At 70.6% G+C, this 25,216-nt stretch carries 22 protein-coding genes and 1 riboswitch; of the genes, 10 read left to right on the top strand and 12 right to left on the bottom strand.

Annotated features, from left to right (window positions below):
- The first annotated feature begins 134 nt into the window (after positions 1-134).
- The 4 genes from ACQHIV_RS33570 to ACQHIV_RS33555 all read left to right on the top strand — a co-directional run bounded on the left by ACQHIV_RS33570 (position 135) and on the right by ACQHIV_RS33555 (position 7,635).
- Positions 135-3,029: a type 2 lanthipeptide synthetase LanM family protein gene (locus ACQHIV_RS33570; RefSeq protein ID WP_427888084.1), complete on the top strand. Its 2,895-nt coding sequence runs from the start codon at positions 135-137 to the stop codon at positions 3,027-3,029.
- 14 nt (positions 3,030-3,043) lie between these two features.
- The gene (locus tag ACQHIV_RS33565) at positions 3,044-3,217 is read left to right on the top strand and encodes a hypothetical protein (RefSeq protein WP_427888082.1); all 174 of its coding nucleotides are present in this window, start codon (positions 3,044-3,046) and stop codon (positions 3,215-3,217) included.
- Positions 3,218-3,317: 100 nt separating this feature from the next.
- Entirely contained in the window at positions 3,318-6,242 is a 2,925-nt protein-coding gene (locus tag ACQHIV_RS33560; RefSeq protein ID WP_427888080.1) for a helix-turn-helix transcriptional regulator, read from the top strand.
- A 163-nt stretch (positions 6,243-6,405) separates the two neighbouring features.
- Positions 6,406-7,635, top strand: a complete 1,230-nt coding sequence (locus ACQHIV_RS33555) for an ROK family transcriptional regulator (protein ID WP_427888078.1) — start codon at positions 6,406-6,408, stop codon at positions 7,633-7,635.
- Here the strand turns inward: ACQHIV_RS33555 and ACQHIV_RS33550 are convergent.
- The 3 genes from ACQHIV_RS33550 to ACQHIV_RS33540 form a co-directional block, all read right to left on the bottom strand.
- The gene (locus ACQHIV_RS33550; protein WP_427888076.1) at positions 7,628-7,795 is read right to left on the bottom strand and encodes a hypothetical protein; all 168 of its coding nucleotides are present in this window, start codon (positions 7,793-7,795) and stop codon (positions 7,628-7,630) included. The two genes, ACQHIV_RS33555 and ACQHIV_RS33550, sit on opposite strands and share 8 nt — an antisense overlap.
- A gap of 75 nt (positions 7,796-7,870) precedes the next feature.
- Entirely contained in the window at positions 7,871-8,623 is a 753-nt protein-coding gene (locus tag ACQHIV_RS33545) for an alpha/beta fold hydrolase (RefSeq protein ID WP_427888074.1), read from the bottom strand.
- Positions 8,541-9,284: a DUF998 domain-containing protein gene (locus tag ACQHIV_RS33540; protein ID WP_427888072.1), complete on the bottom strand. Its 744-nt coding sequence runs from the start codon at positions 9,282-9,284 to the stop codon at positions 8,541-8,543. The genes ACQHIV_RS33545 and ACQHIV_RS33540 overlap by 83 nt, the downstream gene beginning before the upstream one ends.
- Before the next feature lie 108 nt (positions 9,285-9,392).
- Here ACQHIV_RS33540 and lysX point away from each other — a divergent pair, with 108 nt between their 5' ends.
- Positions 9,393-12,749, top strand: coding sequence for a bifunctional lysylphosphatidylglycerol synthetase/lysine--tRNA ligase LysX (gene lysX, locus ACQHIV_RS33535; RefSeq protein ID WP_427888070.1), 3,357 nt, complete (start codon positions 9,393-9,395; stop codon positions 12,747-12,749).
- Between the two features lie 42 nt (positions 12,750-12,791).
- Positions 12,792-13,712 (top strand): hypothetical protein, encoded by a 921-nt coding sequence (locus ACQHIV_RS33530; protein WP_427888068.1) that lies wholly within the window; start codon positions 12,792-12,794, stop codon positions 13,710-13,712.
- Here the strand turns inward: ACQHIV_RS33530 and ACQHIV_RS33525 are convergent.
- From ACQHIV_RS33525 to ACQHIV_RS33510, 4 genes are all read right to left on the bottom strand, one after another.
- Positions 13,709-14,338, bottom strand: coding sequence for a hypothetical protein (locus ACQHIV_RS33525; RefSeq protein ID WP_427888066.1), 630 nt, complete (start codon positions 14,336-14,338; stop codon positions 13,709-13,711). The two genes, ACQHIV_RS33530 and ACQHIV_RS33525, sit on opposite strands and share 4 nt — an antisense overlap.
- Before the next feature lie 129 nt (positions 14,339-14,467).
- On the bottom strand, positions 14,468-15,298 hold the full coding sequence (locus ACQHIV_RS33520) for a helix-turn-helix transcriptional regulator (RefSeq protein ID WP_427888064.1): 831 nt from the start codon (positions 15,296-15,298) through the stop codon (positions 14,468-14,470).
- A gap of 53 nt (positions 15,299-15,351) precedes the next feature.
- The gene (locus tag ACQHIV_RS33515) at positions 15,352-16,725 is read right to left on the bottom strand and encodes an L-serine ammonia-lyase (protein ID WP_427888062.1); all 1,374 of its coding nucleotides are present in this window, start codon (positions 16,723-16,725) and stop codon (positions 15,352-15,354) included.
- A gap of 79 nt (positions 16,726-16,804) precedes the next feature.
- Positions 16,805-16,897, bottom strand: a riboswitch (glycine riboswitch).
- Positions 16,895-17,248, bottom strand: a complete 354-nt coding sequence (locus tag ACQHIV_RS33510; protein ID WP_427888060.1) for a DUF3817 domain-containing protein — start codon at positions 17,246-17,248, stop codon at positions 16,895-16,897. Its footprint overlaps the riboswitch before it by 3 nt.
- Positions 17,249-17,345: 97 nt before the next feature.
- Here ACQHIV_RS33510 and ACQHIV_RS33505 point away from each other — a divergent pair, with 97 nt between their 5' ends.
- Positions 17,346-18,851, top strand: a complete 1,506-nt coding sequence (locus ACQHIV_RS33505) for an alpha/beta hydrolase (protein WP_427888058.1) — start codon at positions 17,346-17,348, stop codon at positions 18,849-18,851.
- Here the strand turns inward: ACQHIV_RS33505 and ACQHIV_RS33500 are convergent.
- From ACQHIV_RS33500 to ACQHIV_RS33490, 3 genes are all read right to left on the bottom strand, one after another.
- A complete protein-coding gene (locus ACQHIV_RS33500; RefSeq protein WP_427888056.1) occupies positions 18,809-19,036 on the bottom strand; it encodes a hypothetical protein in 228 nt (75 codons plus the stop codon). The genes ACQHIV_RS33505 and ACQHIV_RS33500 overlap by 43 nt on opposite strands.
- Before the next feature lie 142 nt (positions 19,037-19,178).
- The gene (locus ACQHIV_RS33495; protein WP_427888054.1) at positions 19,179-20,597 is read right to left on the bottom strand and encodes an aminopeptidase P family protein; all 1,419 of its coding nucleotides are present in this window, start codon (positions 20,595-20,597) and stop codon (positions 19,179-19,181) included.
- A gap of 40 nt (positions 20,598-20,637) precedes the next feature.
- Positions 20,638-21,372 carry a GntR family transcriptional regulator gene (locus tag ACQHIV_RS33490; RefSeq protein WP_427888052.1) on the bottom strand — a complete coding sequence of 245 codons (735 nt, stop codon included), beginning with the start codon at positions 21,370-21,372 and terminating at the stop codon, positions 20,638-20,640.
- Between the two features lie 79 nt (positions 21,373-21,451).
- Between ACQHIV_RS33490 and ACQHIV_RS33485 the strand changes: the two genes are divergently transcribed.
- From ACQHIV_RS33485 to ACQHIV_RS33475, 3 genes are read left to right on the top strand one after another with little or no spacing between them, the layout of a single operon-like run.
- Complete coding sequence (locus ACQHIV_RS33485) at positions 21,452-22,204, top strand: LamB/YcsF family protein (RefSeq protein WP_427888050.1); 753 nt, start codon at positions 21,452-21,454, stop codon at positions 22,202-22,204.
- Entirely contained in the window at positions 22,204-22,809 is a 606-nt protein-coding gene (locus ACQHIV_RS33480) for a 5-oxoprolinase subunit B family protein (protein WP_427896620.1), read from the top strand. The genes ACQHIV_RS33485 and ACQHIV_RS33480 overlap by 1 nt, the downstream gene beginning before the upstream one ends.
- Complete coding sequence (locus ACQHIV_RS33475) at positions 22,806-23,642, top strand: biotin-dependent carboxyltransferase family protein (protein ID WP_427888049.1); 837 nt, start codon at positions 22,806-22,808, stop codon at positions 23,640-23,642. Before ACQHIV_RS33480 ends, ACQHIV_RS33475 begins: the two co-directional genes overlap by 4 nt.
- On the opposite strand, the gene ACQHIV_RS33470 is transcribed toward ACQHIV_RS33475, so the two are convergent.
- The gene (locus ACQHIV_RS33470; RefSeq protein WP_427888047.1) at positions 23,635-24,126 is read right to left on the bottom strand and encodes a VOC family protein; all 492 of its coding nucleotides are present in this window, start codon (positions 24,124-24,126) and stop codon (positions 23,635-23,637) included. The genes ACQHIV_RS33475 and ACQHIV_RS33470 overlap by 8 nt on opposite strands.
- The gene (locus tag ACQHIV_RS33465) at positions 24,123-25,157 is read right to left on the bottom strand and encodes a GlxA family transcriptional regulator (protein WP_427888045.1); all 1,035 of its coding nucleotides are present in this window, start codon (positions 25,155-25,157) and stop codon (positions 24,123-24,125) included. Before ACQHIV_RS33465 ends, ACQHIV_RS33470 begins: the two co-directional genes overlap by 4 nt.
- Positions 25,158-25,216 lie beyond the last annotated feature (59 nt).

Here is a 25,216-nt window from a genome sequence, read left to right as displayed (position 1 = left end):
CACACCCACAGTGACAGCGCGGGTCCGGCTCGCGCATGGGGAGTCGTCACCCAAAGTTCGGAGCGGCGCACCCGCCTAAATATGGGTGCTGATCACCCATGCCCCGCCCCTGCCCGCGATGACAGCCTGAGCGCGTGCTCGACTCCGCGACCACCCGGCCCACCAGGACCGAACGCTGCAACACCTGGTGGTCGGCGGGCCTGCGGCCGCAGGAGCTGGGCACCGCACCGACGCAGTCGGCGCCGGCCTGGGCCGAGTACGTGGAACGCAGTACTTCCCTCCCACCGAGCGCGCCTGCCGCCGGTCGAGACCCCGCAGGGACCGGTGCCGGCGGCGGCCACACATCAGGTGGGGCGGCCGCGGCAGCGGGTGGGTCCGGCACGGACTGGCGGCAGGCGCTCATGCGTTGCCTGCAGCCGCTGCTGGACTCCGCCCGGCAGGACCTGGCCGCGGCGGGCCACAGCGGCGCACTGGCCGAGGCGTTCCTGCAGCGTCTCGGCCTCCGGCTCGTCCAGCTGGCGGCGCGGACGCTCGTCCGGGAGCTGGCCCGGGCCAGAGACCGCGGTGAGCTGGCCGGGGACACCTCCGCTGCACGTTTCCTCAACTTCACCGACCACCTAGTCGGAGGAAGCGAGCTGGCGGAGTTCCTGGCCACTTACCCGGTCCTGGCCCGGGTCCTGGGCGAATCGTGCCGGCAGGGTGTCGAAGGTCACCTCGAGCTGCTGGCCCGGCTCGCCGACGACCGGGGTGCCCTCGTCGCCGGGCTGTTCGACGGCCGCGACCCCGGCGTACTGGTCGCGATCGAGCCTGCGGGCGATGCCCACCAGGGCGGGCGGTCGACCGCGATCCTGACCTTCGCGGGCGGGCAGCGCCTGGTCTACAAGCCCCGGCCGCTCGGGCTGCAAGAACACTTCAACGCCTTCGTCGACTGGCTGAACGCCCGTACCGCGCTCGGCCTCCGCACAGTGCGCCTTCTCCCCCGTGACGGCTACGGCTGGCTCGAGTTCGTCGTTGACGAGCCTTGCGAGGACCTGTCCGGCGTACGGCGGTTCTACCACCGCCAGGGCGCGCTGCTGGCGTTGCTGTACGTGCTGGACGGCACGAACCTGCGCTTCGGGAACCTGATCACGGCAGGCGACCAGCCGGTGCTGGTGGACGTGGAGACACTGTTCCACCCCAGCCAGGTCGCGTCGACGAGTGACCCGGCGTACCGGGCGCTCCTGCAGTCGGTCTACCGCGGGCCGGACGCCAGTGCGCTGGCGTCCCGGAGCGTGGTGGACTGGGCGGACGCCGGCCTGGACTCGATGCACCTGGTACGCCGTCCCGACCGGACGGACCGGGCCGTCAACCGGCCGTCCTTGAACGGGTCCGCGATCGAGCCGCACGAGCACGAGAACGCCGTACTCACGGGATTCCGGACCGCGTACGAGGCGATCGTCCGTGGCCGTGACGACCTGGACGGGCTGCTGGCGCAGTGCGCTTCCGACCAGGTCCGCTTCGTACCGCGGCCGACCAGTCTCTACACGGGTCTGCTCGACGAGGCGACGCATCCCGACGTACTGCAGGACGCGGCCGGCCGGAGTCAGTTGCTGGATCCGTTGTGGGACGCGGACGAGTCACTGCACGCGTTCGTCCCGTTCGAGCTGTCCGACCTGTGGGCCGGCGACGTACCGCTGTTCACCACGCGCCCCGACAGCCGGGACGTCTGGGCCTCGGACGGTTCGCGGATCGCCGACGTCCTGGCCGTCGACGGCCTGGCCGCGGTCCGGGCCAAGATCGCGAACCTCGGCGACATCGACGAGCACCGGCAGACCTGGCTGATCTCCGCGTCGCTCGCGATCCGGCCCGAGCCGATCACCCACGCCAGTACGGCGGTCCGGCCGCACGCCGGGACCAGCGAGGCGGACCCCGAGCAGTTCCTGGCGGCGGCCGCGGACATCGCCGACGAGACCATGGCGCAGGTCGTCAGCGAACCCGGCGGCGCGGCGAACTGGCTCGGCCTCGAGCTGCTCGACGACCGCCACTGGTCCGTCCGCCAGCTGGGCGCCGGCCTGGCCAACGGCTACACCGGTACGGCGCTGTTCCTCGCGCAGATCGGCGTACTGACCGGGGCACAGAAGTACTGCGAGCTGGCTCGCGACGCGATCCGGCCGATCCCCCGACTGCTCGAGACCCTCGCCGAGGACCCGGAGTGCGCCACGTCCGGCTTCCACGGGCTCGGCGGCCTCAGCTACGGCCTCAGCCGGCTGGCCGCGCTCCTCGACGACAAGGACCTCACCGACTGGCTGGCCGCGTCACTGGAGCTCAGTGAGCGGCTGGTGCACGACCCCACAGAGTTCCCGTCGTACGCCGATGGCGCGGCGGGCGGACTGGCCGCGATGCAAGCAGTACAAGGCTTTCCGGCCGCCGGCCGGCTGGCCGAGCGCTACGCCGACCACCTGGTTGCCACAGTAGAAAGCGGCCTCCATGGCCGAGTAGCAGCGGACCATGGCTTCGCTCGTGGCTTCCAGGGAATCGCGTGGGCGCTCGGCCAGTACGGCGTACCCGGCGACCGGTACCTCGATGCTGCGCGCGCGGCTGCCGATCTGGACCGCCGGAACGGTCCAGCTGGCCACGGGTGGTGCTGGGGCGATGCCGGCACCGCCCTGGCCAGGGCCTCGGCAGGAGTCCCCGCGGATCTCGACACCTACGTGAGAGCCGCAACCGAACGTCCGGTGCTCGCCGACCTGAGTCTGTGCCACGGCGAGCTCGGCGCGGTGGAGCCACTGCTGTGGCTCGCCGCACGTGGGTATCCGGCCACAGAGGCGGCGCGACGACGTCGTGCCGGGCTGGTGCTCGCGGCAGTAGAGCAGTACGGACCGCAGTGCGGGACGCCCAACTACGTACCGTCTCCAGGCCTGCTGACCGGTCTGGCAGGGATCGGGTACGGGCTGCTCCGTCTTGCGTTCCCCGAGCGGGTTCCGTCCGTGCTGCTGCTCCAACCAACCGCCGGGTCGAGGTGTGGCACAGCACCGGAGCCCACTGTGTGACAAGGGGTTACAGCATGACCGCCCAGCACCACGAGGTACAGCAGCACGACGACCAGTCCGCTCCGATCACGACGTCGAGGTGGCGTCGGATCCGCGCCCGGGCGATGGCCCTCGCCGGATTCGTCGGCATGGCCGCAGCAGCGGCCACCGTCATGACCGCCAACGGCTGGCCGAACGGCAGCATCTAGTCCGGCGAACGTTTGACACAGTGGCCGGTCGCTCGTCTGAGCGGCCGGCCACTGGTCGACTGCCTGCACCGACAACCTTCAGTCGTTAAAGTTGGCAACCATGCAGACCCGTTCGCCTACGGTGGTCGGCAGAGACCGGGAGATCGAGAGCCTTCACCGCCTGCTGGCCGGCGCCCGCGGCGGTCGTGGTGGTGCGATCTTCCTGGTCGGCGAGCCCGGGATCGGCAAGAGCCGGCTGGCCGCTACGGCCACCACCGAGGCTCTCGACACCGGTATGGCGATGCTGCGCGGCCGGGTCGGCGCGATCGGCACGATGGTTGCCTTCCGCCCGTTCACCGAGGCCCTGCTGTCGTTGATCCGGCGCGGCGAGATGCCCACGACAGAAGGGCTCGGGCCGTACCGGCAGGTGCTCGGCCGACTCGTCCCGGACTGGGACGACGGCACGGCCCATGACACCGCTGCGTCACCGGTCGTACTCGGAGAGGCAGTACTGCGACTCCTTGCACTGGTGGGCCAGGACCGCGGCTGCCTGCTGGTACTGGAGGACCTGCACGGGTCCGACCCGGAGACGCTGGCCGTGATCGAGTACCTCCTCGACAACCTGGAGGACCAGCCGATCGCACTGGTGGCGACGCTGCGCTCCGAGACGTGTCCGGCGTACGAACTGGCCCAGCTGTCGGCGCAGCGCGGTGCCGCCGAACTCGCCGAGCTGCGGCCGCTGGTGCGGAGCGAGGTCGCCGAGCTCGCCGCGGGGTGCCTGGAGGTTCCGGTCGACGGCGTACCGGAGCAACTGGCGGACCAGCTGTGGAACGACAGCGCCGGGATCCCGTTCATCGTCGAGGAACTGCTGCAGGAGGCGAACCGCAGCGGACAGCTGGTGTCCGGGCCGGACGGCAGCGTGCTGGTGGTCGACGACCTGCACACGAACGTGCCGCCCGCCGTCGTCCGCAGCATCAGCAGCCGTACGGCACAGCTCGGGCCGCAGTCGAGGGACATCCTCGTGCTGGCGGCCGTGATCGGGCACCGGTTCCCGTTGAGCGTCGTCCGCGCGGCGACCGGGACAGACGAACGTTTGCTGCTGGCAACGCTCCGGGCCGGCGTCGCCGCCCAGCTGGTCGGTCCGGACGAACCGGCGCCGGACTGGTACGCGTTCCGGCACCCGCTCACCGCCGAATCGCTGCTCGCCGGTCTGACACCTACCGAGCGCTCCACCTTGGCCCGGCGGTGCGCGGATGCGGTCGAGGAACTGCATCCGGGGCTGCCCGGCGAGTGGTGCCCGATGGTCGCCGAACTCGCCGAGACCGGCGGCGACACGGTCCGTGCCGGCCGGCTGTTCGCGCTGGCCGGGCGCCGCTCGTACGACGACGGCTCGACCGGGTCGGCGGCCAACCTGCTGGGCCGCGCGAACACGCTGCTCGCCGGCGATCCCGACGTCGGCTACCGAGCCGAGGTGCTCGGATCGCTGCTGCTCGCGCTCAGTGCGACCGGCGGTTTCGAGCAGATCGCCGCACACGCCGCGACCGTCGACGAACTGGCCAACCGGAATCTGGACAGCCGGAAACTCGCCGCACTACACGTCCAGTTCGCGAACGCCGAGATGATGGCAGGGCGCACCGCGGTCGCACTCGACCACGTCACGGCCGCTCGCTCGTTGCTCGGTAGCGATCCTGGGGACGCCGATCTCGCACCGGTCGACGGGGTCGCCGCGAACCTCGAGCTGGCCCGCCAGAGCCCCCGGCGGATCCAGGCCGCGACCGAGCTGGCCACCCGCGCGGCCGCGGCGGCCGAACGTGCGGCGCTGCCCGAGGTTGCCTGCGAAGCCCTCCAGCTGCTCGGCATCCTGGCCCGCGAGCACGACCTCGACCGATCGATCGACTACTTCCACCGGGCTCGGCAGATCGCCGAGGACCACGGGCTGACGGTCCAGCGGGTCACCTCGCACTACTTCCAGGCGGGCACCATGTGCCTCGCCGACGGCAGCATCGTGGAGCTCGAGCGGGCCCGGCAGCAGGCGCTCCGGATCGGCGCTATCCAGCTGATGTACGAGGTGGACAACGCCCTCGGTCAGCAGGCGATCCTGCGGTCCGAATACGCGCGGGCCGCCGAGATCATTGCCGGGGGTGTGGAGGTCACCCGGCGACTGCGGATGGGCCGGCCCGCGACGTACTTCCTCGCGATCAAGGCGATGCTGGAGGCGCACCAGGGCCGGCGGTCCGCGATGGAGGCGGCGCTGGCCGAGGTCGCGCACTGGGGTGGCGAGCGTGCGTCGTACGAGCTGCCGTACTCCTACGGCTTGGCCCGGACGTTCTGCGCGCTGCTCGAGGAGAACCGCGATCTGGCCGACTCCGAGTTGGCGCAGGCACTCGCGTTCGACGCCCAGAACCCGACCACCCTGCATCTGACCGGCAAGAACGGGCTGGCGCTGCTGCTCGGCGTGCTGTCCGGGCAGAACGGCTGGGCGCACTTCGAGGCGGTCACCGCGACCGCGGCGAGCGGGATGCGGTGGAACAAGCAGTTCGTCCAGTTCGCCCACGCCGTACTGCTCGGCCGGGACGGTCAGGTCGAGGCGGCCAACGCCAAGCTGCAGGAGGCGCTGGAGACGGCATCGCTGTTCCCGTTGGCGCATCATCTCGGGTTGCGGCTGGTGGCCGAGCCGGCGGCCGCGGACGGGTGGGGTGAGCCGGTGGCGTGGTTGCGGCTGGCTGAGGAGTACTTCCATACCGCGGGTATCGCGCCGGTCGCGAGTGCCTGTCGTGGGTTGCTGCGGCAACTCGGCGCGACGGTTTCGCAGCGGCGGACCGGGTCCGACCAGGTTCCGGCGTACCTGCGGCAACTCGGCGTGACGACCCGCGAGTACGAGGTGTGCCGGTTGCTGGTGGACCGGATCGGGAACAAGTCGATCGCGTCCCGGCTGCACATCTCACCGCGGACGGTCGAGAAACACGTGGCCAGTCTGATGACCAAGACCCAGCAACCGGACCGGGAGGCACTGAGCAGTTTCGCCAGGACCGTGCTACAGGACTGATCAGTGCTGATTTCGGGCAGGGTGCGTGTACTGGAGCATCCGGCCCTCCCGGGGTGATAGTTGTCGACGCACGCACCGGCATCCGCCAGTCGGCGCGCAGAATGGACAGTAATTACGAACGCTCGCTCTCTATACTGTGCGGGTGGCAGGCAAGGGGTCGGACATGAGCAAGGGAACGGTCGGCGGCGGCGGTACGACGATGCTGCGGCGGATCAATGTCGCCTCGGTCCTGGACGCGGTCCGCCGGTCCGCGCCCGCACCGCTGCGCGTCGCCGAGCTGGTCGAACGCACCGGGCTGGCCCGGCCGACCGTCGCCCAGGCCGTCGACGAGCTGCTCGACGCCGGCTGGCTGCAGCAGCACGGACCGGACTCCGCGGACCGCTCGCTCGGCCGCCCGGCGATCCGCGTCTCGCTGCGCGGCCGCGCCGCGCCGGTGCTCGGGCTGGACGTCGGACCGCACCGGGTGACCGTCGGCGTCTCCGACCTGGCCGGTCGGAAGCTCTCGCTGGTACGGCGCTCCGGGCCGGGCTGGTCCGCGCAGGAGCTGCTCGGCGTGATCGGCGAGGTCATCGACGAGGCCCTCGCCGAGGCGGAGGTGCCGGCCGAGGATGTCGCCGCGGTGGTCGCCGCGAGCCCTGGCATCGTGGACGAGCACACCGGCCGCGTCCAGCTGGTCCCGAGCGTGCCGGGCTGGTCGGCGGTCGACCTGATCAAGCACCTGCGCGGCCTGCTCGACTGCCCGGTGATGCTGGACAACGACGCGAACCTCGCGGCGCTGGCGATCGCGGCCGCGCGCGGGGGTACCGGGACGCTGCTGGCGGTCCAGTGGGGCGAGCGGCTCGGTGCGGGCATCGTGATCGACGGACGGCTGCACCGAGGGACCGGCGCTGCCGGTGAGATCGGCTTCATCGCGACCGACAACGACGACGTGATCAACCCGGAGGACAGCCGCGGGCCGCTGGAGCGTGCGGTCGGCTCGGAGGCGATCGCGGCGCTCGGGCGCCAGGCGGCGCTGGACAACCCGAAGTCGCGGCTGGCGGAGCTGGGCGGCGAGCAACTCGACACCGCGGACGTGTTCGCCGCGGCGGCGGAGCGTGACCCGGTCGCGCAGTCCGTCGTACAGCAGGTGGCTCGGACGTTCGCGCGGGCGCTGGCTCCGTCCGTACTCGTGCTGGACCCGACCGCGGTCGTCATCGGCGGCGGTGTCGCCCGCGCCGGCGCCGTACTGCTGGACGCGATCTCGGACCAGCTGCGGCTGCTGACGCTCAACCACCCGAAGCTGGAGCTGTCCGCGCTGGCCGAGGACGCGGTGGTCACGGGCGCGATGCGGATGGCGCTGGACGAGGTGTGGCAGCGAAAGCTCCCGACCCCGGCGATGACCAGCACTACCTAGGCCCTGTCACCACTTTCACACCGGGGACGCCGCACCAGCAGGTGTAGCTGAGCTCGTAGTGGACCTGCCCCGCCAGATCGAGCCGGCGGTCCAGCCCCGTCACCATGCTCAACGGCAGCAGCATGCGCCGATCACACGCCGAACAGGTGATGACGATCACGGCAGATCCTTTACTGACACGACTGTTTCAGTAGAAGGAGCGTACGGCATCCGGAACCGGTAATGGAAGGGGTTCCTATTGCCGGCGGACGGCGGCGGCGATTGCGTCTGGGCGGTCGAGGTGGACCAGGTGTTCGGAGTCGGGGAGGACTTCGAGGGTGGCGCCGAGGGTGGTGGCCAGTTCTTGCTGGCCGGAGAGCCAGCTTTTGGCGGTGAAACGGGCCATGCCGCCGGTGGCTACCAGGAGGACGGTCGGCGGGGCCGTGGAGACGGGTGCGGACACGAGCTTCGCGACCTCGGCAGCCAGCTCCCAACTGGCGGACAGCTCGTCCCAGAAGAGCAGCCACGAGTCCTGCCCGCCGTACCGTTCCTTGGCGGTTGCCCTCGACAACGGGTCGCGGTTCGACGTACTCCCGAACCGCACGCTGAGCCGTCGTACCGTAGGCCCGACCACCTGCGGTACGCCGACCTGCCCGAGGAACCGCACCACCGACCGCGTCGCCTGGTCGCCCCGCTGCCCCGGGTAGAACGGCTGCCACCCGGTCTCCGACGGGAGGCTGCTGTCGACGAGCACCAGCCGCGACACCTCCCCCGGACGCGTCAAGGCCCACCGCAGTACGGCGAGCCCGCCGATCGAGTGCCCGATCAGCCCGACCGGCACCCCCAACGGCACCCGGGCCGCCGCCCGCAGCGCGTCCACGTCCGAGGTGACCGGCGTACGCCACGGATCGATGACGCGGAGGTCCTCAGCGGGCAGCAGCTCGGCTACCCGCCCGAACTCCTCCGGGGCTACGGCCAAGCCGGGCACCACGATCCACGTCATCCTCATCGACACCAGCGTGCCTCAGGGCTGGTAACAACGACCCCAGCAGCAGGCAAACAAGCAGCACCGACACCCGCTGCAGGATGCCCGGCGCATCCACGTCGTCACCGGTCAGTACGTCGCTCCCGGTCTGAAGACCGAGCCAGGCCTGCGTCACCGCGACCCCAGCCGCCAGTACGGCGACCGTACGACCCCAGGCGCCACCCCAGCCGGCCTTCCGGAGTGCGCGCACCGCATAGACGCCCAGGGCGATGCTGCCGAGTCCTGCGATCGTGGACGTCACCTCGTGCAGCACCAGGCCCACACCGGTCTGCCCGTTCGCCTCGGTCGTCCTGCAGACCTCACTGGCCGACGGTGCACAGTCCATCGGCGACAGTGCGTCAAACAGCGTCCCGAGCGCGAACGCCGCCGTACTGATCATCAGCCCTCGCCGACCGCGCACCGCCGGACGCGAGACCAGTACGGCGACCACCAGCAACACGCCCGTGGTCAGATCCATCGCCCTGGCCAGGAAACTCGTTGATTGGTCCAATGCACCCAGCTCGCTCAGGAACGAGTGACGCACGTCCAGCGGAAACCCCGCGGCAGCCTCCAGCAGCAGGCTGCAGTACAGCACGGCGGCCGCGAGCATGAGATTGCGGAGCAGGCGATAGGGCACATCAACCATGTCAACACCGTCGCACGTCAACCAAAGTCTTGACTGTGGCGTCAGCTGTACTGTTGGGGTAGTGCTAGGTCGACCAAAGTCTCAGCAAACTAATGGGATGATCGGCTGGTGCGGTCGGAACAAGTTGTAGTAGTGCCGGTCTGGAAGCACCGGGCAGCGGTCTGGGTAGGCCGCATCGTCGTGCTGGCCTCGGTGTGGTCGTTTGTTGCGATCCCGTTGCGGTTCGGGGCCCCGCGACTGGTCAAACACGTCGACATCGCCTTCGACTTCGTCGGGATCCCGGCCGGGCACACGATCTTCTCCGCCGTCTACCTCGCGGTCGTCGGCAGCGCCCTGCTGCGCGGCAAGCGGGCCGCCCTGCTCTGGGTGCTGTGGGTCTTCGAGGCGCTGTGGCTGCTCGCCCAGGTCGCCGGGATCGCCTTCACCAGTGTCCGGCTGGCGAACCCGACGGACGCGGAACTGCTCCGCGACTTCGGTCCGGCCAGCGTGCAGGACCTCGAGTGGGGCATCGTTCAGGCGGTCGTGGTGGCCGGCATCGTCGTCCTGCTGTGGACCATCCGCGGCGCGTTCCCGGCCCGGCTCGCGCCCGGCAGCCGGCGGCTCGCGATCGGCGCGCTCGTGTTCGGCATGCTGATCTCGATCGCGGTCAGCATCACGCTCACCCAGCTCTTCCCGCGGACGCTCAGCGGGCAACGGCAGAAGATCGGCTGGGCGGTCATCGCCGCCCTCGGCCAGTCCCGCAACAAGATGGGCGGGCACGAGGGCCACGGCTGGATCGGCCTCACCGTCGGCGCGATCTCCGCGGCCTCGCTGGTGCTCGCGTTCTGGATCTTCCTCCGCTCCGTGCAACGCGTCCGGTACCTGACCCAGCCCGAGGAGCTCGAAGTACGCCGCCTGCTCCTGCTGCACGGCGAGCGGGACTCCCTCGGGTACTTCGCGACCCGCCGGGACAAGGCGGTCGTGTTCGCGCCGGGCAACGACGCCGCGATCGCGTACCGGGTGGTGAACGGCGTCAGCCTGGCCAGTGGCGACCCGCTCGGCGACCCGGTCGCCTGGCCGGCCGCGATCCAGCGCTGGATCGCCGAAGCCCGGCGGTACGGCTGGTCCCCCGCGGTGCTGTCGGCCAGCGAGGAGGCGGCGCAGGCGTACGTCGACGCCGGCCTGCGGGCGTTGTCGATGGGCGACGAGGCGATCATCGACGTGGCGGACTTCACCCTCGAGGGCCGGACGATGCGCCCGGTCCGGCAGGCGGTGACCCGGGTCCAGCGGGCCGGGTACCACGCCGAGGTGGTCCGGCACGGCGACCTGTCCCCCGACGCGCTGGCGGAGTACGTCCATCTCACCGAGAAGTGGCGCGGGGCGCGGACCGAGCGCGGGTTCTCGATGGCGCTCGGGCGGCTCGGCGACCCGGCCGACGCCCGCTGCGTGATGGTGATCGCGCGGGACGCCGAGGGCGTCGTCCGCGGGCTGCTGTCGTTCGTTCCGTGGGGTGTGCGTGGTGTGTCGCTGGACCTGATGCGCCGCGACCCGGAGTCCGCGAACGGCCTGATGGAGTTCATGGTCACGGCGCTCATCGACGCGAGCAGCGACCTCGGCATCCACCGGATCTCGCTGAACTTCGCGATGTTCCGGGAGATCTTCAGCGACGCCGAACGGGTCGGCGCCGGTCCGGTCCTGCGGGCGACGAACGCCTTGCTGACCGCGGCGTCCAGGTTCTGGCAGCTGGAGAGTCTCTACCAGTCGAACGAGAAGTACCTGCCCCGCTGGTCGCCGCGGCTGATGTGCTACTCGCGCGGCGCGTCGCTCGCGCAGGTCGTCCTCGCAGCCGGTACGGCGGAAGGCTTCCTGCCCGCGCCGCGCCCCTGGACCCGGGTCGACACCGTCGAGGCGGGCGAACGGCACGCGGTCATGGCCACGGACGGCCGGGCCTTCGCCGCCGCGGTCCGCGAGCAGGAGGACGAGCTGCTGCGGCCCGTGCTGCCGGCCCGCAAGCTCACCGAGCAGGAGCAGATCCGGCGGACCAAGCTCGCCGAACTCGTTGCCGCAGGCATCGACCCGTACCCGGTCAGCGTGCCGCGGACCGAAACGCTGGAACGGGTCCGCGAGCTGTACCCGAACCTGGCGCCCGACCATCACACGGGCCATGTCGTCTCGCTGACCGGCCGGGTGATGCGGATGCGCGACCACGGAGGGCTGTCGTTCGCGCAGCTGCAGGACGGGTTGACGCAGCTGCAGGTGATGCTCACCACCGAGTCCTGCGGCGAGGTACCGCTCGACCAGTGGCGGCGGCTTGTCGACATCGGCGACCACGTCAGCGTGACCGGCGAGATCGTCACCACCCGGCGCGGCGAGCTGTCGATCGCGGCCACCGGCTGGACGATGGCGGCGAAGTGCCTGCACCCGTTGCCGGACAAGCGGAAGGGCTTCACCGACCCCGAGGCGCGGGTCCGCCAGCGGCACATCGACCTGGTGATGAACCCCGACTCGCTGCGGATGATGCAGCAGCGGAGTGCCGCCGTACGGGCCCTGCGCAACGGTTTCGAGAGCCGCGGCTTCGTCGAGGTGGAGACGCCGATGCTGCAGGCGGTGCACGGTGGCGCGAACGCGCGGCCGTTCGTCACACACATCAACGCCTACGACACCGACCTGTTCCTGCGGATCGCGCCCGAGCTGTTCCTGAAGCGGCTGAGCGTCGGCGGGATGGGCAAGATCTTCGAGCTGAACCGGAACTTCCGCAACGAGGGCGCGGACGCGACCCACAACCCGGAGTTCACCTCGGTCGAGGCCTACCAGCCGTACGCCGACTACGTGGTGATGCGGGAGCTGACCCGCGAGCTGCTGATCGAGGCGGCGACCGCGGTGTACGGCAAGCCCGTCGTACGGCGGGACGGCGAGGAGCTCGACATCTCCGGCGAGTGGCCGGTGGTGACCGTGCACGCCGCGGTCGGGCTGGCCGCCGGGGTGTGCGTGAATGTCGACACTCCTGTCGAGCGGCTCCGCGAGCTGTGCGCGGAACACGGCGTCCACACGACCTTCGACATGACCGCGGGCGAGCTGGTGCTGGAGCTGTACGACGAACTGGTCGAGCCGAACACGATGCTGCCGACGTTCTACACGGACTTCCCGCTGGAGACCTCTCCGCTCACCCGGAACCACCGCACCGAACCACGGCTCGCCGAGCGCTGGGACCTGGTCGCGTTCGGCGCCGAGATCGGTACGGCGTACTCCGAGCTGGTCGACCCGGTCGAGCAGCGCCGCCGGCTCACCGAACAGTCCCTGAAGGCTGCCGCCGGCGACCCCGAGGCGATGTCCCTGGACGAGGACTTCCTGTCCGCCCTCGAGTACGCGATGCCCCCGACCGGCGGCCTCGGCATCGGCGTCGACCGGGTGATGATGATGCTGACCGGCCAGAACATCCGCAGCACCCTCGCCTTCCCGTTCGTCCGCCCGGCAGTCCGGGAATGATGGCTTAGGCTTGGGGCTTCGGGTGGGGACCTGGGGGTGGGGATGAGGCGCTGGGGTGCGCTGTTCGTCTGTGTGTGGGTGGGCCTGGTGACGGGCTGTGGTGCGGATCCGGAGCGGCCGGATCCGCAGGTGTCGGCGTCGAACAGTTCGCTGCCGGCGCCGGTGCCGAGTGTGCCGCCGGCGGGGCCGCTGAGCGCGTCGGCGTACCAGGCGGAGCTGACCCGGATCGACCAGGTGCTGGGCGGATCGGCGCGGGCGCTGACCCGGGTCCGGACCGCGGAGGGGCTGGGCGAGGCGATCACCACGCTGGCGCAGTCGCTGAACACGGCCGCGGTCCGGCTGGCGGCGTTGACCGTGACGTCCCGGTTGAGCGCCGTACACGAGCTGCTGCAGGCACGGATCGGGGTCGCGGCGACACGGCTGACCAGCGCCCTGGGCCAGACCGAGGACGACGCGCGCTGCGGCGGGGCGGCGTACACCTCACAGAAGGTGCAGCGGCAGTTGCGCACCGACCTGAGTGCGGCGCTCACCCAACTGAAGGAGCTGAGGCTGAAGTTCGGCACCACGCTGCCGGATCCGGGCCCGGCGCCGAAGGACGAGCGGCCGCCGAGCGGCGACGTCCTGGTCCGCCGCGGCACCGCGGGATCGGGCCGGCTGAAGATCACCAACGGTACGGCGAAGGACGTCGCGATCTCGATCGTCGACGACGGCAAACCACCGGGCACCCCGCAGATCATGGTCTACATCCAGACCGGCAGAACCGTCACGGTGAACCGGATCGGCGGCACCTACCACCTGTACTTCAAGAGCGGCTCCGACTGGGACCCGAAGACCCGCAGGTTCCGCTCCGACTGCTCGTTCAAGAAGTTCGAGCAGACCTTCACCCCCGACCAGGGCTGGCAACTCAACCTCCAGCCCCAGCCAACCGGCAACACCACAATGACCGAGGTCGAGGCGTACTAGAGCCCGAGCTTGTGCAGTAGCTTGCCGAGGAAACCGCCGATGCTGCCGGGGTCGTCCGGGGTGGTCGGTGAGGTGGTCGGCGTGGTGGGGTGCGCCGTCGGATCCGTGGTCGGCGGGACCGTCGGGTGCGCCGTCGTCGGGCCGGTTGTCGGTGCGGTCGTCGGTGCGGTTGTGGTCGGGGCCGTCGGCGGGCGCTCGGTGACCGGCGGTTGCGTCGGACCCGTGGACTCGACGATCTCCGGCGTCGGCGTCTCCCCCGGCCGGGTCGGGTACGGCGTGAACGTGCTGCCGGCCGACCGTACGACCTCCGGCGGATCGGTTGCGCTGAGCAACGGCGTCGGTACGGCGGTGGGCGTCGTCGCCGGGGTGATCGTCGGGCTCGACGTGGTCTGGTGCGGGACCGCGACGTTCTGGGTCGGCTGACCGGGCTGCAGGCCGGCCACCGGTGCGGCCGGGTCCGGGCCGCCGCCCGGGAGCGGCAGGAACGACGCACCGATCCGCGGACCGCCGAGCAGCGCGACGAAGAACAGCACGGCGTACGCGAGCAGCAGAATGCCGACGCCTGCGGCGATCTGACGACGCCGCGGGTGCTGCCAGGGCAGGCGGCGGGTAGCCGTGGCAGACATCGCGTTCACAAGTCCCGCAGGGTATCGGGTGACCAGTCGTTTCAAACAGCCCTTGGAAGAAATTCCACGCCAAAGCGAGACCTTCCGGGAATTCCGGTACTGGTTACGCGTCCGTAGCAATGCGGTGCGTCAACGTGTCAGCTCCTGCAGGCCGATCACCGACAACAACCGGAGCTTCTCGGCGGCCTCGCTGTTCGGTGCCGCGGTGTGGACCACGATCCGCAGATCGTTGCCCGGGACCGCGAGTACGTCGCAGTCGATCGCGAACGTGCCGACCTCGGGATGGTGCACGACCTTCCGCTCGGACCGGTGGAACCCGACGACCGGCTGGTCCCAGATCTCAACGAACTCCGGCGCGGCCCGCAACTCCTCGATCAGCGCCCGCAGGTCCGTGTCGTTCGGGTACCGGGCCAGCGACGCACGCAGGTCGGTGACCATCGCGACCCGGAAGTCGCGCCGCTGCTCGGGCGTCTGCTCGAACCGGTCGCCCGCGGACAGGAAGTGCCGGTAGATGATGTTGCGCTGCCGGCCCTGGTTCAGCGACGGGTCGCCGGCGAGCGCGGCGAACATCGGGTTCCAGGTGATGATCGTCCAGGCCGCGTCGCACACGCACAGCGGCGCACCGTCCAACTGGTCCACGATCCGCTGCACCCCGGCCGGGATGTACGTCGAGATCCGCCCGGGTGACGGCTCCACCTCGCCCGCCAGCACGAACAGGTGGTTGCGCTCGGCATCCGTCAGCCGGAGCGCCCGGGCGAGCGCGGTCAGCACCTGCGCGGACGGCGAGTCCGAGCGCCCCTGCTCCAGCCGCACGATGTAGTCCACCGAGAGCCCCGCGAGCAGCGCCAACTCCTCCCGCCGCAGCCCCGGCGCCCGCCGCTTCCCACCGGCCGGCAACCCGACCTCAGCCGGCGTCACCCGATCCCGCCAGGCGTGCAACGTCCTCCCGAGCTCAGCCATACCCCCAGTATCACGTGCACGGCCGGCCGCAGCCTGGTACTGCCGTTACCTGGTCAGCACTCGATGACGTTCACCGCGAGGCCGCCGCGGGACGTTTCCTTGTACTTGACCTTCATGTCGCGGCCGGTCTCGCGCATCGTCTTGATCACCTTGTCGAGCGTGACCACGTGGACGCCGTCGCCGTGCATCGCCATCCGGGCCGCGTTGATCGCCTTCACCGACGCCATCGCGTTCCGCTCGATGCACGGGATCTGGACGAGGCCGCCGACCGGGTCGCAGGTCAGCCCGAGGTTGTGCTCCATCGCGATCTCGGCGGCGTTCTCGACCTGTTGCGGCGTACCGCCGAGCACCTCGCAGAGACCGGCAGCGGCCATCGAGCAGGCGGAACCGACCTCGCCCTGGCAGCCGACCTCGGCGCCGGAGATCGACGCGTTCTCCTTGTACAGCACGCCGATCGCGCCTGCCGTGAGCAGGAACCGGACCGCGCCGTCGTCGGTCGCGCCGGGCACGAACCGCCGGTAGTAGTGCAGGACCGCGGGAATGATGCCCGCGGCACCGTTCGTCGGGGCGGTGACGATCCGGCCGCCGGACGCGTTCTGCTCGTTGACCGCGAGCGCGAACAGGTTCACCCAGTCCATCACCTTGAGCGGGTCGACCGACCACGGGTCCTGGCTGAGCTTCTTGTGCAGCGCGTGCGCGCGGCGCGGCACCTTCAGGCCGCCGGGCAGGATGCCCTCGGTCTCGCAGCCCTCGCGGACGCAGTCCTGCATCACCTGCCAGATCCGCAGCAGGCCGTCGCGGATCTCGTCCTCGGTCCGCCAGGCCAGCTCGTTCGCGAGCATCACCTCGCTGACCGGCAGCTGCGACTCGCGGCACCGGTCGAGCAGCTCGGCGCCGGTGCTGAACGGGTACTTCAGCGGAGTGGTGTCCGGCACGATCCGGTCGCCCGCGGCGGCGTTCTCGTCGACGACGAAGCCGCCGCCGACCGAGTAGTAGGTACGTTCCCGCAGTACGTCGCCCTGGTCGTCGCGGGCGACGAAGATCATCCCGTTCGGATGGTACGGGAGCGCCTTGCGGCGGTGCATCACCAGGTCGCGGTGCTCGTCGAACGCGATCTCCCGGACGCCCGCGAGCAGCAGCCGGCCGCGTTCGCGGATCGTCTCGACCCGGGCGTCGACGGAATGCGTCACGATCGTCTCGGGGTCCTCGCCCTCGAGCCCGAGGATGACCGCCTTGTTGCTGCCGTGCCCGTGGCCGGTGGCCCCGAGCGACCCGAACAGCTGGGACTCGACGGTCGCCGTCGCGGCCAGCAGGCCGTCGTCGGCGAGACCGAGTGCGAACGTGCGGGCGGCGCGCATCGGCCCCACGGTGTGGGAGCTCGACGGGCCGATCCCGATACTGAACAGGTCGAAGACACTGATCGCCATCGTGCGGAGGTTCCTTCCGGTCGCCGTTGACCGTTTGGTGTCCTCCCCGCTCTGTCAGACGGATGTCTTCCAGAGGTGCCTCGCCCGCGCGGTGAAGGTGCCTGAGAGATTCTTGGGGAGAGTTGCTCCTACGGCGCCCGGTTCGTGGCCGGGTCTCTCCCGCACGGGTTCATGCGGCTGTTGAATTGACTGACGTTGTGGACGGTACGGCGGTCTGCCGGGCGCCGTCAATCCGGCCGGTGCGGACCGCCCAGATCTCGAAGAACCAGGTGAACAACGGCGGAACGGACGCTGCCAGCGCAGCCAGCGTGACCGGCCACGACCAGCGCAGCGGACCCCGCACGACGAGCACGGTGACGACGTACGCGACGAAGATCCCACCGTGGATCGGCCCGAAGATCTTCACCCCGGCCTCGTTGTCGGACAGCACGTACTTGAACAGCATCCCGATCAGCAACCCGGTCCACGAGACCGCCTCGGCGATCGCCACCGTCCGGAACCACCGTGCGTGTCTGGTACTCATCACCGCCGACCCTAACAAGCCCCCCAAGTCCGTTCCGGGGTGTCCGCGGGGTCGATCCCGGATGCCGTCAGCAAGCGATTGCCGAACGATCGTTCGCATGAAATTCATCCGACGCGCCCTGGTGGGCGCTGTAGTACTCGGCGTGACGGCGGCCGGGTTGTCGACCGCCGCCGCTGCCGGTCCGCGCCTGCGGTGGACCGATTGCCAACCAGCCGATTCCGCCGAAGTGAAGGGATCGCAGTGCGCGACCCTCCAGGTGCCCGTCGACTGGCGGAACCCGAGCGGACCGACCTTCGGCCTCGCCGTAGCGCGAAGGCAGGCCGCGGTGCCCGGCGAACGCGTAGGAGTACTCGTGTTCGGCCCGGGCGGGCCCGGTGACTCCGGGGTCGATCGGATCAGGACCGGGATGTCGCGGTTCAGTGCGGACCTGCAGGACCGGTTCGACATCGTCAGCTTCGACCCGCGCGGCGTCGGCCGCAGCAATCCGGTGAGGTGCTCGGCCGAACTGCTCGCGAAGCAGCCGTCGCCGATCATCGGGAGCGCGGCCGACTTCACCGCGACGATCAGCGACAACCGCCGGCTCGCCACGGACTGCCGCGAACACACCGGCCCGGTGTACGACCATCTCGACACCTGGCAGACGGTGCACGACCTGGAGGCCGTACGCCGGGCACTCGGTGAGTCCACGATCTCGTTCCACGGCAGCTCGTACGGCACTGTGCTCGGTGGACAGTACGCCGAGACGTACCCGGGCAGGGTTCGCGCGATGGTCCTGGAAGGCATCAGCGACCACAGCGCCGCGCCGGCCCGCACGTTCGTCGACCAGCAGGCGGAAGCGGCGCAGGACTCGTTCAGCGAATTCGTGAAGTGGTGCGACGCTACGGACACGTGTGCGCTGCACGGTCGCGACATCCACGCGCTGTGGTCCGGGCTGCTCGCCCGGGCCGACCGTGGCGAGGTACCGGACCCGCAGCACCCGACCGTCCCCATTACACCGTTCAACCTGAGCTTCCGCGTGTTCAAGCTGCTCTACGACCCGGAGTGGGTCGCTCTTGCCGACACGTTGAAGCAACTGGACACCAGCGCCCCGCCAACGGGTAAGTCACCGACGCCAACGGGACTCGCGTCGTACCCACTAGCCGTGTTCTGCCAGGACTGGAACCTCCCGGTGCGTTCCTACCGTGAGTACGCCGCTCAGCTCGCCCGGCTGGCCCGGAACACCCCGGACATGCGCTATCCGGGTCAGCTGACAGCAGTGTCCATGTGTCTCGGCCAGCCGCCTGCCGACAACCCACAGCACGTTCTGGACGTCCATGGCCTCAAAACACCGATCCTGCTCGCTGGCACGCTCCACGACCCGGCAACCGGCTACAACTGGGCCAAGAGCGTGGCACGCCAGCTCGCTGAGAACGGCGTACTCGTCACATACGAGGGCTGGGGTCATGGCAGCTACACCACGAGCCCCTGCATGCAGTCGACGATCGACGACTACCTGGTCGGGCGCGACGTACCGAAGCGCGGCAGCAGCTGCCCCGCCGTACCCCCCGGCCGGCTGATCGGTCAGATCGGGACGCCGGTGATCTCGAGCACCCGGTCCAGCTGATCGCCGTGCACCAGCCGGTTCGCCAGCAGCCGGAGCTCGGAGCAGGCGGTTTCCAGCGCCTGCGCCTGGGTCCGGCAGTTGTCGACGTACCAGAACGGGTCGTCCGGCTGCGGATCGTCCGCGTCGTCGATGTCGGCGTACCAGTGCCGGTCGCCGCAGTTCAGTACACGCACTCGTAGGTTCATGATTCCCCCCGTACGGGGCCGGCCCGGCCGGGCGCGTGGATCGCGGCCCCCCACTGCCACGCGCCGGGCCGAGTTCAGCCCTCCCCGCCTTGTACATCGGCAGGGAGCGACGAACGTTACTGTTCGTGATCGGTAATCTTGATTACTTCCCGAGGTGCGAGCGGGTCCACTGCTCGAGACCGTCGGTGCTGATCGGCAGGTCCTCGGTGAGGATCTCCAGCCGGTCGGAGTGCACCACCACGTTGTCCTCGATCCGGATCCCGATCCCGCGCAGTTCCGGCGGCACGGTCTCGTCGTTCGGGTGGAAGTACAGGCCCGGCTCGACCGCGAGCGCCATCCCGGCCTCGATGGTGCCGGCGAAGTACGCCTCCGGCCGGGACGCGTCGCAGTCGTGCACGTCGAGGCCGATGTAGTGGCCGGTGCCGCAGACGATGTACCGGCGGTGCTGCTGCCCGTCCGGGCCGAGCAGCTCGTCCATCGACACGTCCAGCAGACCCCAGTCCCGCAGGCCCTCGGCCAGCACCCGCAGCGCTTCGTGCTGGAAGGCGCGGTACGGCGCCCCGACCTTGACCGCGTCGAGCGAGGCGAGCTGGGCCTTGTGGACCAGGTCGTGCACCTGCCGCTGCGCCGCGCTGTACTCGCCGGTGGCCGGGAACGTCCGGGTCACGTCGGCGGTGTAGAGCGTGCGGGTCTCGACGCCGGCGTCCAGCAGAATCACGTCACCCTCGTTGACCGGGCCGTCGTTGCGGACCCAGTGCAGCACCGGCGCGTGGTTGCCAGCAGCAACGATCGAGGCGTACCCGACGCCGTTGCCCGCGGTCCGCGCACGCCGGTCGAAGGTGCCCTGCAGCCAGCGCTCGCCACCGCCGCGGATCGCCTCCGGCAGCTCGCTCGCGACGTCGCCGAACGCCAGCACGCTGGCCGCGACCGCCTCGCGGAGCTGGTCGAGCTCCCAGTCGTCCTTGATCCGGCGCAGCTCGGCGATGCTCTGCCGGAGCGCGTTGCCGTCGGTCGGCGACGTACGCACGAGAGCGTCCAGCATCGGCTCCACCCCGGGCACCGACAGCATGAACGGTACGGCGCCGCGCACCGCCGCGGGCAGTTCGTCGATCGGGCGGCAGGCGATCTGCAGCGCGTCCGACCAGTCCTTCAGGCCCGGCACGGGGCCGATCCACAGCTCACCGTCGCGGGCGTTCGCGAAGAAGTCCGCCTCGTCCGGGCCGGCGGTCTCGCGCAGGTACAGCGTCGCGTCGCCGTCGCCGGAGATGACCAGGACCGCACCCTCGGCCTGGCAGCCGGTCAGCCAGACGAAGTCGCTGTCCGCGCGGAACTGGTAGTCGGTGTCGTTCGAGCGGACCGGCGCCCGGCCGGCGCCGAGCGCGATCCGGCGGCCCGGCAACGCGGCGGCGAGCTTCCGCCGGTGCTCCGCGGCCGCCTCGGCGAGCCCCTCCGGCACCACCACCGACCGGTCGACCGGCCCCCAGCCGCGAGAGATGAACTCCCGGAACCCCTTGGCGTCGATCGGGCGGTAGGACTTCGGCGTCTGGTCGTCGTCGGTCATGCCTGCTCCCCTTTGCTACTGACGGTGTCAGCTCATCAATTCAGGTTGCGGCCGGGGTTCGCAAGCCCTTATCCCGGAAGGCGGCCAGGATGCCTTCCTCGGAGTCGAGCAGGTACTGGTGCAGGTCCGCGGCGGCCTCGTCGTACTTGCGGGCCTCGAGCAGTTCGAGCAGGCCGCGGTTCCGTTCGATGTACGGCTCGTGCAGCTCGCGGGGCGCCGCGATCACGTGGAACAGCAGCCGCAGTTCGGCCAGCAGCCGGCCGGTCATCGCGTCCATCCGCGAGCTGTCGGCCAGGCCGATCAGGTGCTGGTGGAAGCGCATGTTCGCGGTACCCACGGCCGGCCAGCGGTCCGCGCGGGCGGCGGCCTCGGCCACCTCGACGTCGTCGTGCATCGGCTCCAGCCGGCTCGCCGGCAGCTCCGGGTCGCGGCCGGACAGTCCGCGGACGACGTCGACCTCGAGCACGCGGCGCAGCCGGTACAGGTCGGTCACGTCGTTCTCGTCGAGCTCCGGGACGAAGACGCCGCGGTGCAGTTTGTAGACCAGCAGCCCTTCGTGGGTGAGCAGCCGGAACGCCTCCCGCAGCGTGTTCCGGCTGACCTCCAGAACCTCGGTCAGCTCGACCTCGGACAGCTGCGCGCCGGGCGGCAGCGCGCCCTCGGTGATGCTGCGGCGCAGGATGTCGGCAGCGCGCTCCGCCGAGCTGCTCCGGTCCAGCCGCGCGACGTCGGCGGCGACGGTCCGCAGCCAGGCCTGGCGGCCGGTCTCAGTCATCTCTGCATCATCCCAGGTGGGCGGGAAAAGTGGAACAAGCCTCTTGCAGGATTGTTCAACAATCTCTACGCTCGGGCGCATGGACCTCAACGCGGACCTGGGCGAGGGCTTCGGTTCCTGGTCGATGGGTGACGACTCGGCGCTGCTCGAGGTCGTGACCAGCGCGAACGTGGCCTGCGGGTTCCACGCCGGCGACCCGTCGATCATGCGCCGGGTGACGGCCGAGGCGGTCGAGCGCGGCGTCGCGATCGGCGCGCATGTCGGGTACGCCGACAAGGCCGGGTTCGGGCGGCGTTTCCTGGACGTGGAGCCGGCCGTGCTGCGCGACGAGGTCGTGTACCAGCTCGGCGCGCTGGACGCGTTCGCGCGGATCGCCGGCGACCGGGTCCGGTACGTGAAGCCGCACGGGGCGCTGTACAACACGATCGGCCATCACACGGAGCAGGCGGGCGCGGTGGTCGCGGCGGTTGCGGCGTACGACAAGACGCTTCCGGTGCTCGGGCTGCCCGGGTCGGAGTGGTTACGGCTCGCAGCCGAGGCCGGGCTGAACGTCGTACACGAGGCTTTCGCGGACCGTGCGTACACGGCTGCCGGCACGTTGGTGTCGCGGCGGCTGCCTGGATCGGTCCTGCACGACGCGGACGAGATCGCTGCCCGGTGTACGGCGATCGCCCGCGGGCAGGCGATCCGTGACGCGGACGGCGGTTCGCTCGTCGTCGAGGCGGCGTCGATCTGCGTGCACGGGGACACCCCTGGTGCGGTGGAAATCGCCCGGCGGGTGCGGAGCGCGCTGGAGGGAGCGGGCGTCGACGTACGCCCGTTCACCGGGTGATGCGGATCCTTCCGTCGGGTGATCGGGCGCTGCTGCTGGAGCTCGACGACCTCGACCAGGTGCTCGGGTACTACGCGGCCCTCGCCGCGGACCCGCCGCCGGACGTCGTCGACATCGTCCCGGCGGCGCGGACGATCCTCGTCACCACACGGGGCGACCTCGCCGGCCTGTCCCGCAGCCTCCGGGAGCTGGTGCCCGCCCCGGACAGTCGGGCCACGGGCGACCTGGTCGAGATCCCGGTCGTTTACGATGGGGAGGACCTCGGCGACGTCGCCTCGCTCCTGGGCTGTACTTCGTCCGAGGTGATCGCTCGGCACACCGGCGTTGTGTGGACCGTTGCCTTCTCCGGCTTCGCGCCCGGCTTCGGGTATCTGACGTCCGACGACAACTGGAACATCCCGCGGCGCACCTCGCCGCGGACGAAGGTGCCGGCCGGTGCTGTCGGGCTGGCCGGCGAGTTCAGTGGCGTGTATCCGCGGGAGTCCCCCGGCGGCTGGCAGTTGATCGGCCGTACGTCGGTGCGGACCTTCGACGCCGCCCGGGAGCCCGCCGCTCTGCTGCACCCCGGCGGCAGGGTCCGGTTCGTCGACGCGGGTCGTGGATGAGCAGCCTGACCGTTCTGACAACGGGGCCGTTGGCAACAATCCAGGACCGCGGACGGGCCGGCCAGGCCGCCCTCGGGGTCCCGGCGTCGGGCGCCTGCGACCGGGCCTCGTACGCGCTGGCGAACCGCCTGGTCGGCAACGTCGACGGCGCGGCCGCGCTGGAGGTCACGTACGGCGGTCTGTCCGTGCACGCGGACGGCGACCTCCTCGTCGCGATCACCGGCGCCCCGTGCACCGGCGTACCGCTGAACGCTCCGACCGTGCTGAAGTCCGGGCAGGTGTTGCGTTTCGGGCCGCCCGTCAGCGGTCTGCGGACCTATCTGGCTGTCCGCGGCGGCATCGACGTACCGCCGGTCCTCGGCTCGCGCTCCACCGACCTGCTGTCCGGCCTCGGCCCTTCGCCCTTGACGGCCGGGCAAACCCTGCACGTCGGCCCGCCGGCGCATCCGATGCCTGGAGTGGACCAGGCTCCCGTACGGCACCCTGCCGCCGGTCAAGTCGTCCTCCGAGTAACACCAGGCCCGCGCCGGGGCTGGTTCACCGACGCCGGCTGGGCCGCGCTGACCTCACAGGTCTACGAGGTCAGCACCAACAGCAACCGGGTCGGCGTACGCCTCGACGGCGCTCCCTTGGAACGCGCCCGCACCGGCGAGCTGGCCAGCGAGGGCATGACCCACGGCGCCATCCAGATCCCCCCGTCCGGCACGCCGGTCATCTTCCTCGCCGACCACCCGGTGACCGGCGGCTACCCGGTCATCGCGTACGTCGCCGCGGCCGACCTGGACGCCTGCGCCCAGCTCCGCCCAGGGCAGCCGGTGCGCCTCGTCAGCTGAGCTCCATCGCGTCGGCGAACGTCTGCTGCGCGTGCCGCATCAGCTCGGCCTCGGCCGGGTCCGCGAACAGGGCCGGGAGGGTGCTCGGGTCGACGTCCTCGATGTGTGTCTGCAGCCACCAGATGTTGCCGGTCGGGTCCTTCACCCGGCCGCCGCGGTCGCCTGTGATCCCGGAGTACATCAGCTCGGTCACGACCGTCGCACCCGCCTCGACCGCCCGCCGGTACGTGCGCTCGACATCGTCGACGTACACGCTCAGAAACGCGGGCGTGTCCGGCCACCCGGGCGCCGCGTCGAACGTCATCAGCACCGACCCGCCGACGGTGATCTCCGCGTGGCCGACAGTCCCGTCCTCGTTCGGGAACCGCCCGGACGCCCGTACCTCGAACGTCTGCTCCACGAAGTCCAGGAACTTGTCGGCGCCCTTCACGACGACGTACGGAGTGATGGTCGACTTACCGCCGGGGATCTGGTGTGTTGTCATGCCTCCACTCTGGCGGAGGTAGCGGACAGGTTGTGTCCTGTTCTGAATCGGCGCAGGTACTCCGTCGGCGTGACGCCGAGGTGGCGCGCGAACGCGCGACGGAGGGTCTCGTCGCTGCCCAGTCCGCTGAGGCGTGCGGCGGCGGTGATGCTGTGGCCGTCGAGCAGGAGTTGTTGGGCGCGATCCAGGCGTACGCGTTCGACCCAGCGGGCCGGGGTGGTGTTGAACTCGCTCTGGAACAGCCGGGTCAGGTGGCGCGGGCTGACCGCGGCCGCGGCCGCGAGGTTCGGAAGGGTGTGCTCGGCGGCTGGGTCGGCGACGACGAGGTCGGTGATCGCCCGGAGTTGGCCGGTCCGCGGCGGTGGAGTCGCGATCGCGGTCGAGAACTGCGACTGGCCGCCCGGGCGCTGCATGAACACGACGAGCTCGCGAGCCACCGCGCGGGCCAGGTCAGGGCCGTGGTCCGCCTCGACCAGCGCGAGAGTGAGGTCGATGCCGGCGCTGATCCCGGCCGAGGTCACATACCGCCCGTCGGTGAGGTGCAGGGCGTCCGGCTCGACTCGCACCCGCGGGTACCGGCGCGCCAAGGCCGACGCATGCCGCCAGTGGGTGGTCGCCCGCCGCCCGTCCAGCATCCCGAGCTCGGCCAACGCGAACGCCCCACTGCATACGGACGCGACCCGCTCGGCGTCCCGCGCCAGCGCCGCGGTCACCTCCAGCACGTCCTCCGGTACGCCGTCTACCAGGTGATCCGCCCCTGCCACGATTACGGTGTGCACCACCCCGGCCGCTGCCGCGGTGACCGCCCCAGCCAACGAGACACCCGACGCGCTGCGCACGTCCCCACCCGCGGCAGACACCAACAACACCTCGTACCGCTCGGCCTCACCGCGCCGCCCTGGACGCCCGACCAGGTTCGCCTGGTGGAGGACCTCGAGCGGTCCGGTGACGTCGAGCAGCGTCACCCCGTCGTACACGACGAACGCGACCCGGCGTGTCCGAATCTGTGGTTTACCCGGCGAGAAGGACATGGCGGCAGCGTACCCGCGCCCGCGAACCTGGAACTCCCACCGCTTCAGGAAAGGCAGGA

The organism is Kribbella polygonati, assembly GCF_050320105.1.
Taxonomy (GTDB): Bacteria; Actinomycetota; Actinomycetes; order Propionibacteriales; family Kribbellaceae; genus Kribbella.
The sequence above is the reverse complement of the archived record's forward strand: the minus strand, read 5'-3'. Positions and strand labels throughout refer to the sequence as shown.

Excerpts from the sequence above, each read along its gene's own strand:
- ACQHIV_RS33490 (WP_427888052.1), bottom strand. The coding sequence starts at position 21,372 with ATGACTGAGACCGGCCGCCAGGCCTGGCTGCGGACCGTCGCCGCCGAC.
- ACQHIV_RS33545 (WP_427888074.1), bottom strand. The coding sequence starts at position 8,623 with ATGAGGATGACGTGGATCGTGGTGCCCGGCTTGGCCGTAGCCCCGGAG.
- ACQHIV_RS33470 (WP_427888047.1), bottom strand. The coding sequence starts at position 24,126 with ATGACAACACACCAGATCCCCGGCGGTAAGTCGACCATCACTCCGTAC.
- ACQHIV_RS33500 (WP_427888056.1), bottom strand. The coding sequence starts at position 19,036 with ATGAACCTACGAGTGCGTGTACTGAACTGCGGCGACCGGCACTGGTAC.
- ACQHIV_RS33480 (WP_427896620.1), top strand. The coding sequence starts at position 22,204 with ATGCGGATCCTTCCGTCGGGTGATCGGGCGCTGCTGCTGGAGCTCGAC.
- ACQHIV_RS33505 (WP_427888058.1), top strand. The coding sequence starts at position 17,346 with ATGAAATTCATCCGACGCGCCCTGGTGGGCGCTGTAGTACTCGGCGTG.
- ACQHIV_RS33515 (WP_427888062.1), bottom strand. The coding sequence starts at position 16,725 with ATGGCGATCAGTGTCTTCGACCTGTTCAGTATCGGGATCGGCCCGTCG.
- ACQHIV_RS33525 (WP_427888066.1), bottom strand. The coding sequence starts at position 14,338 with ATGTCTGCCACGGCTACCCGCCGCCTGCCCTGGCAGCACCCGCGGCGT.
- ACQHIV_RS33530 (WP_427888068.1), top strand. The coding sequence starts at position 12,792 with ATGAGGCGCTGGGGTGCGCTGTTCGTCTGTGTGTGGGTGGGCCTGGTG.
- ACQHIV_RS33475 (WP_427888049.1), top strand. The coding sequence starts at position 22,806 with ATGAGCAGCCTGACCGTTCTGACAACGGGGCCGTTGGCAACAATCCAG.
- ACQHIV_RS33540 (WP_427888072.1), bottom strand. The coding sequence starts at position 9,284 with ATGGTTGATGTGCCCTATCGCCTGCTCCGCAATCTCATGCTCGCGGCC.
- ACQHIV_RS33485 (WP_427888050.1), top strand. The coding sequence starts at position 21,452 with ATGGACCTCAACGCGGACCTGGGCGAGGGCTTCGGTTCCTGGTCGATG.
- ACQHIV_RS33465 (WP_427888045.1), bottom strand. The coding sequence starts at position 25,157 with ATGTCCTTCTCGCCGGGTAAACCACAGATTCGGACACGCCGGGTCGCG.
- ACQHIV_RS33565 (WP_427888082.1), top strand. The coding sequence starts at position 3,044 with ATGACCGCCCAGCACCACGAGGTACAGCAGCACGACGACCAGTCCGCT.
- ACQHIV_RS33510 (WP_427888060.1), bottom strand. The coding sequence starts at position 17,248 with ATGAGTACCAGACACGCACGGTGGTTCCGGACGGTGGCGATCGCCGAG.
- ACQHIV_RS33520 (WP_427888064.1), bottom strand. The coding sequence starts at position 15,298 with ATGGCTGAGCTCGGGAGGACGTTGCACGCCTGGCGGGATCGGGTGACG.
- ACQHIV_RS33555 (WP_427888078.1), top strand. The coding sequence starts at position 6,406 with ATGAGCAAGGGAACGGTCGGCGGCGGCGGTACGACGATGCTGCGGCGG.
- ACQHIV_RS33495 (WP_427888054.1), bottom strand. The coding sequence starts at position 20,597 with ATGACCGACGACGACCAGACGCCGAAGTCCTACCGCCCGATCGACGCC.
- ACQHIV_RS33560 (WP_427888080.1), top strand. The coding sequence starts at position 3,318 with ATGCAGACCCGTTCGCCTACGGTGGTCGGCAGAGACCGGGAGATCGAG.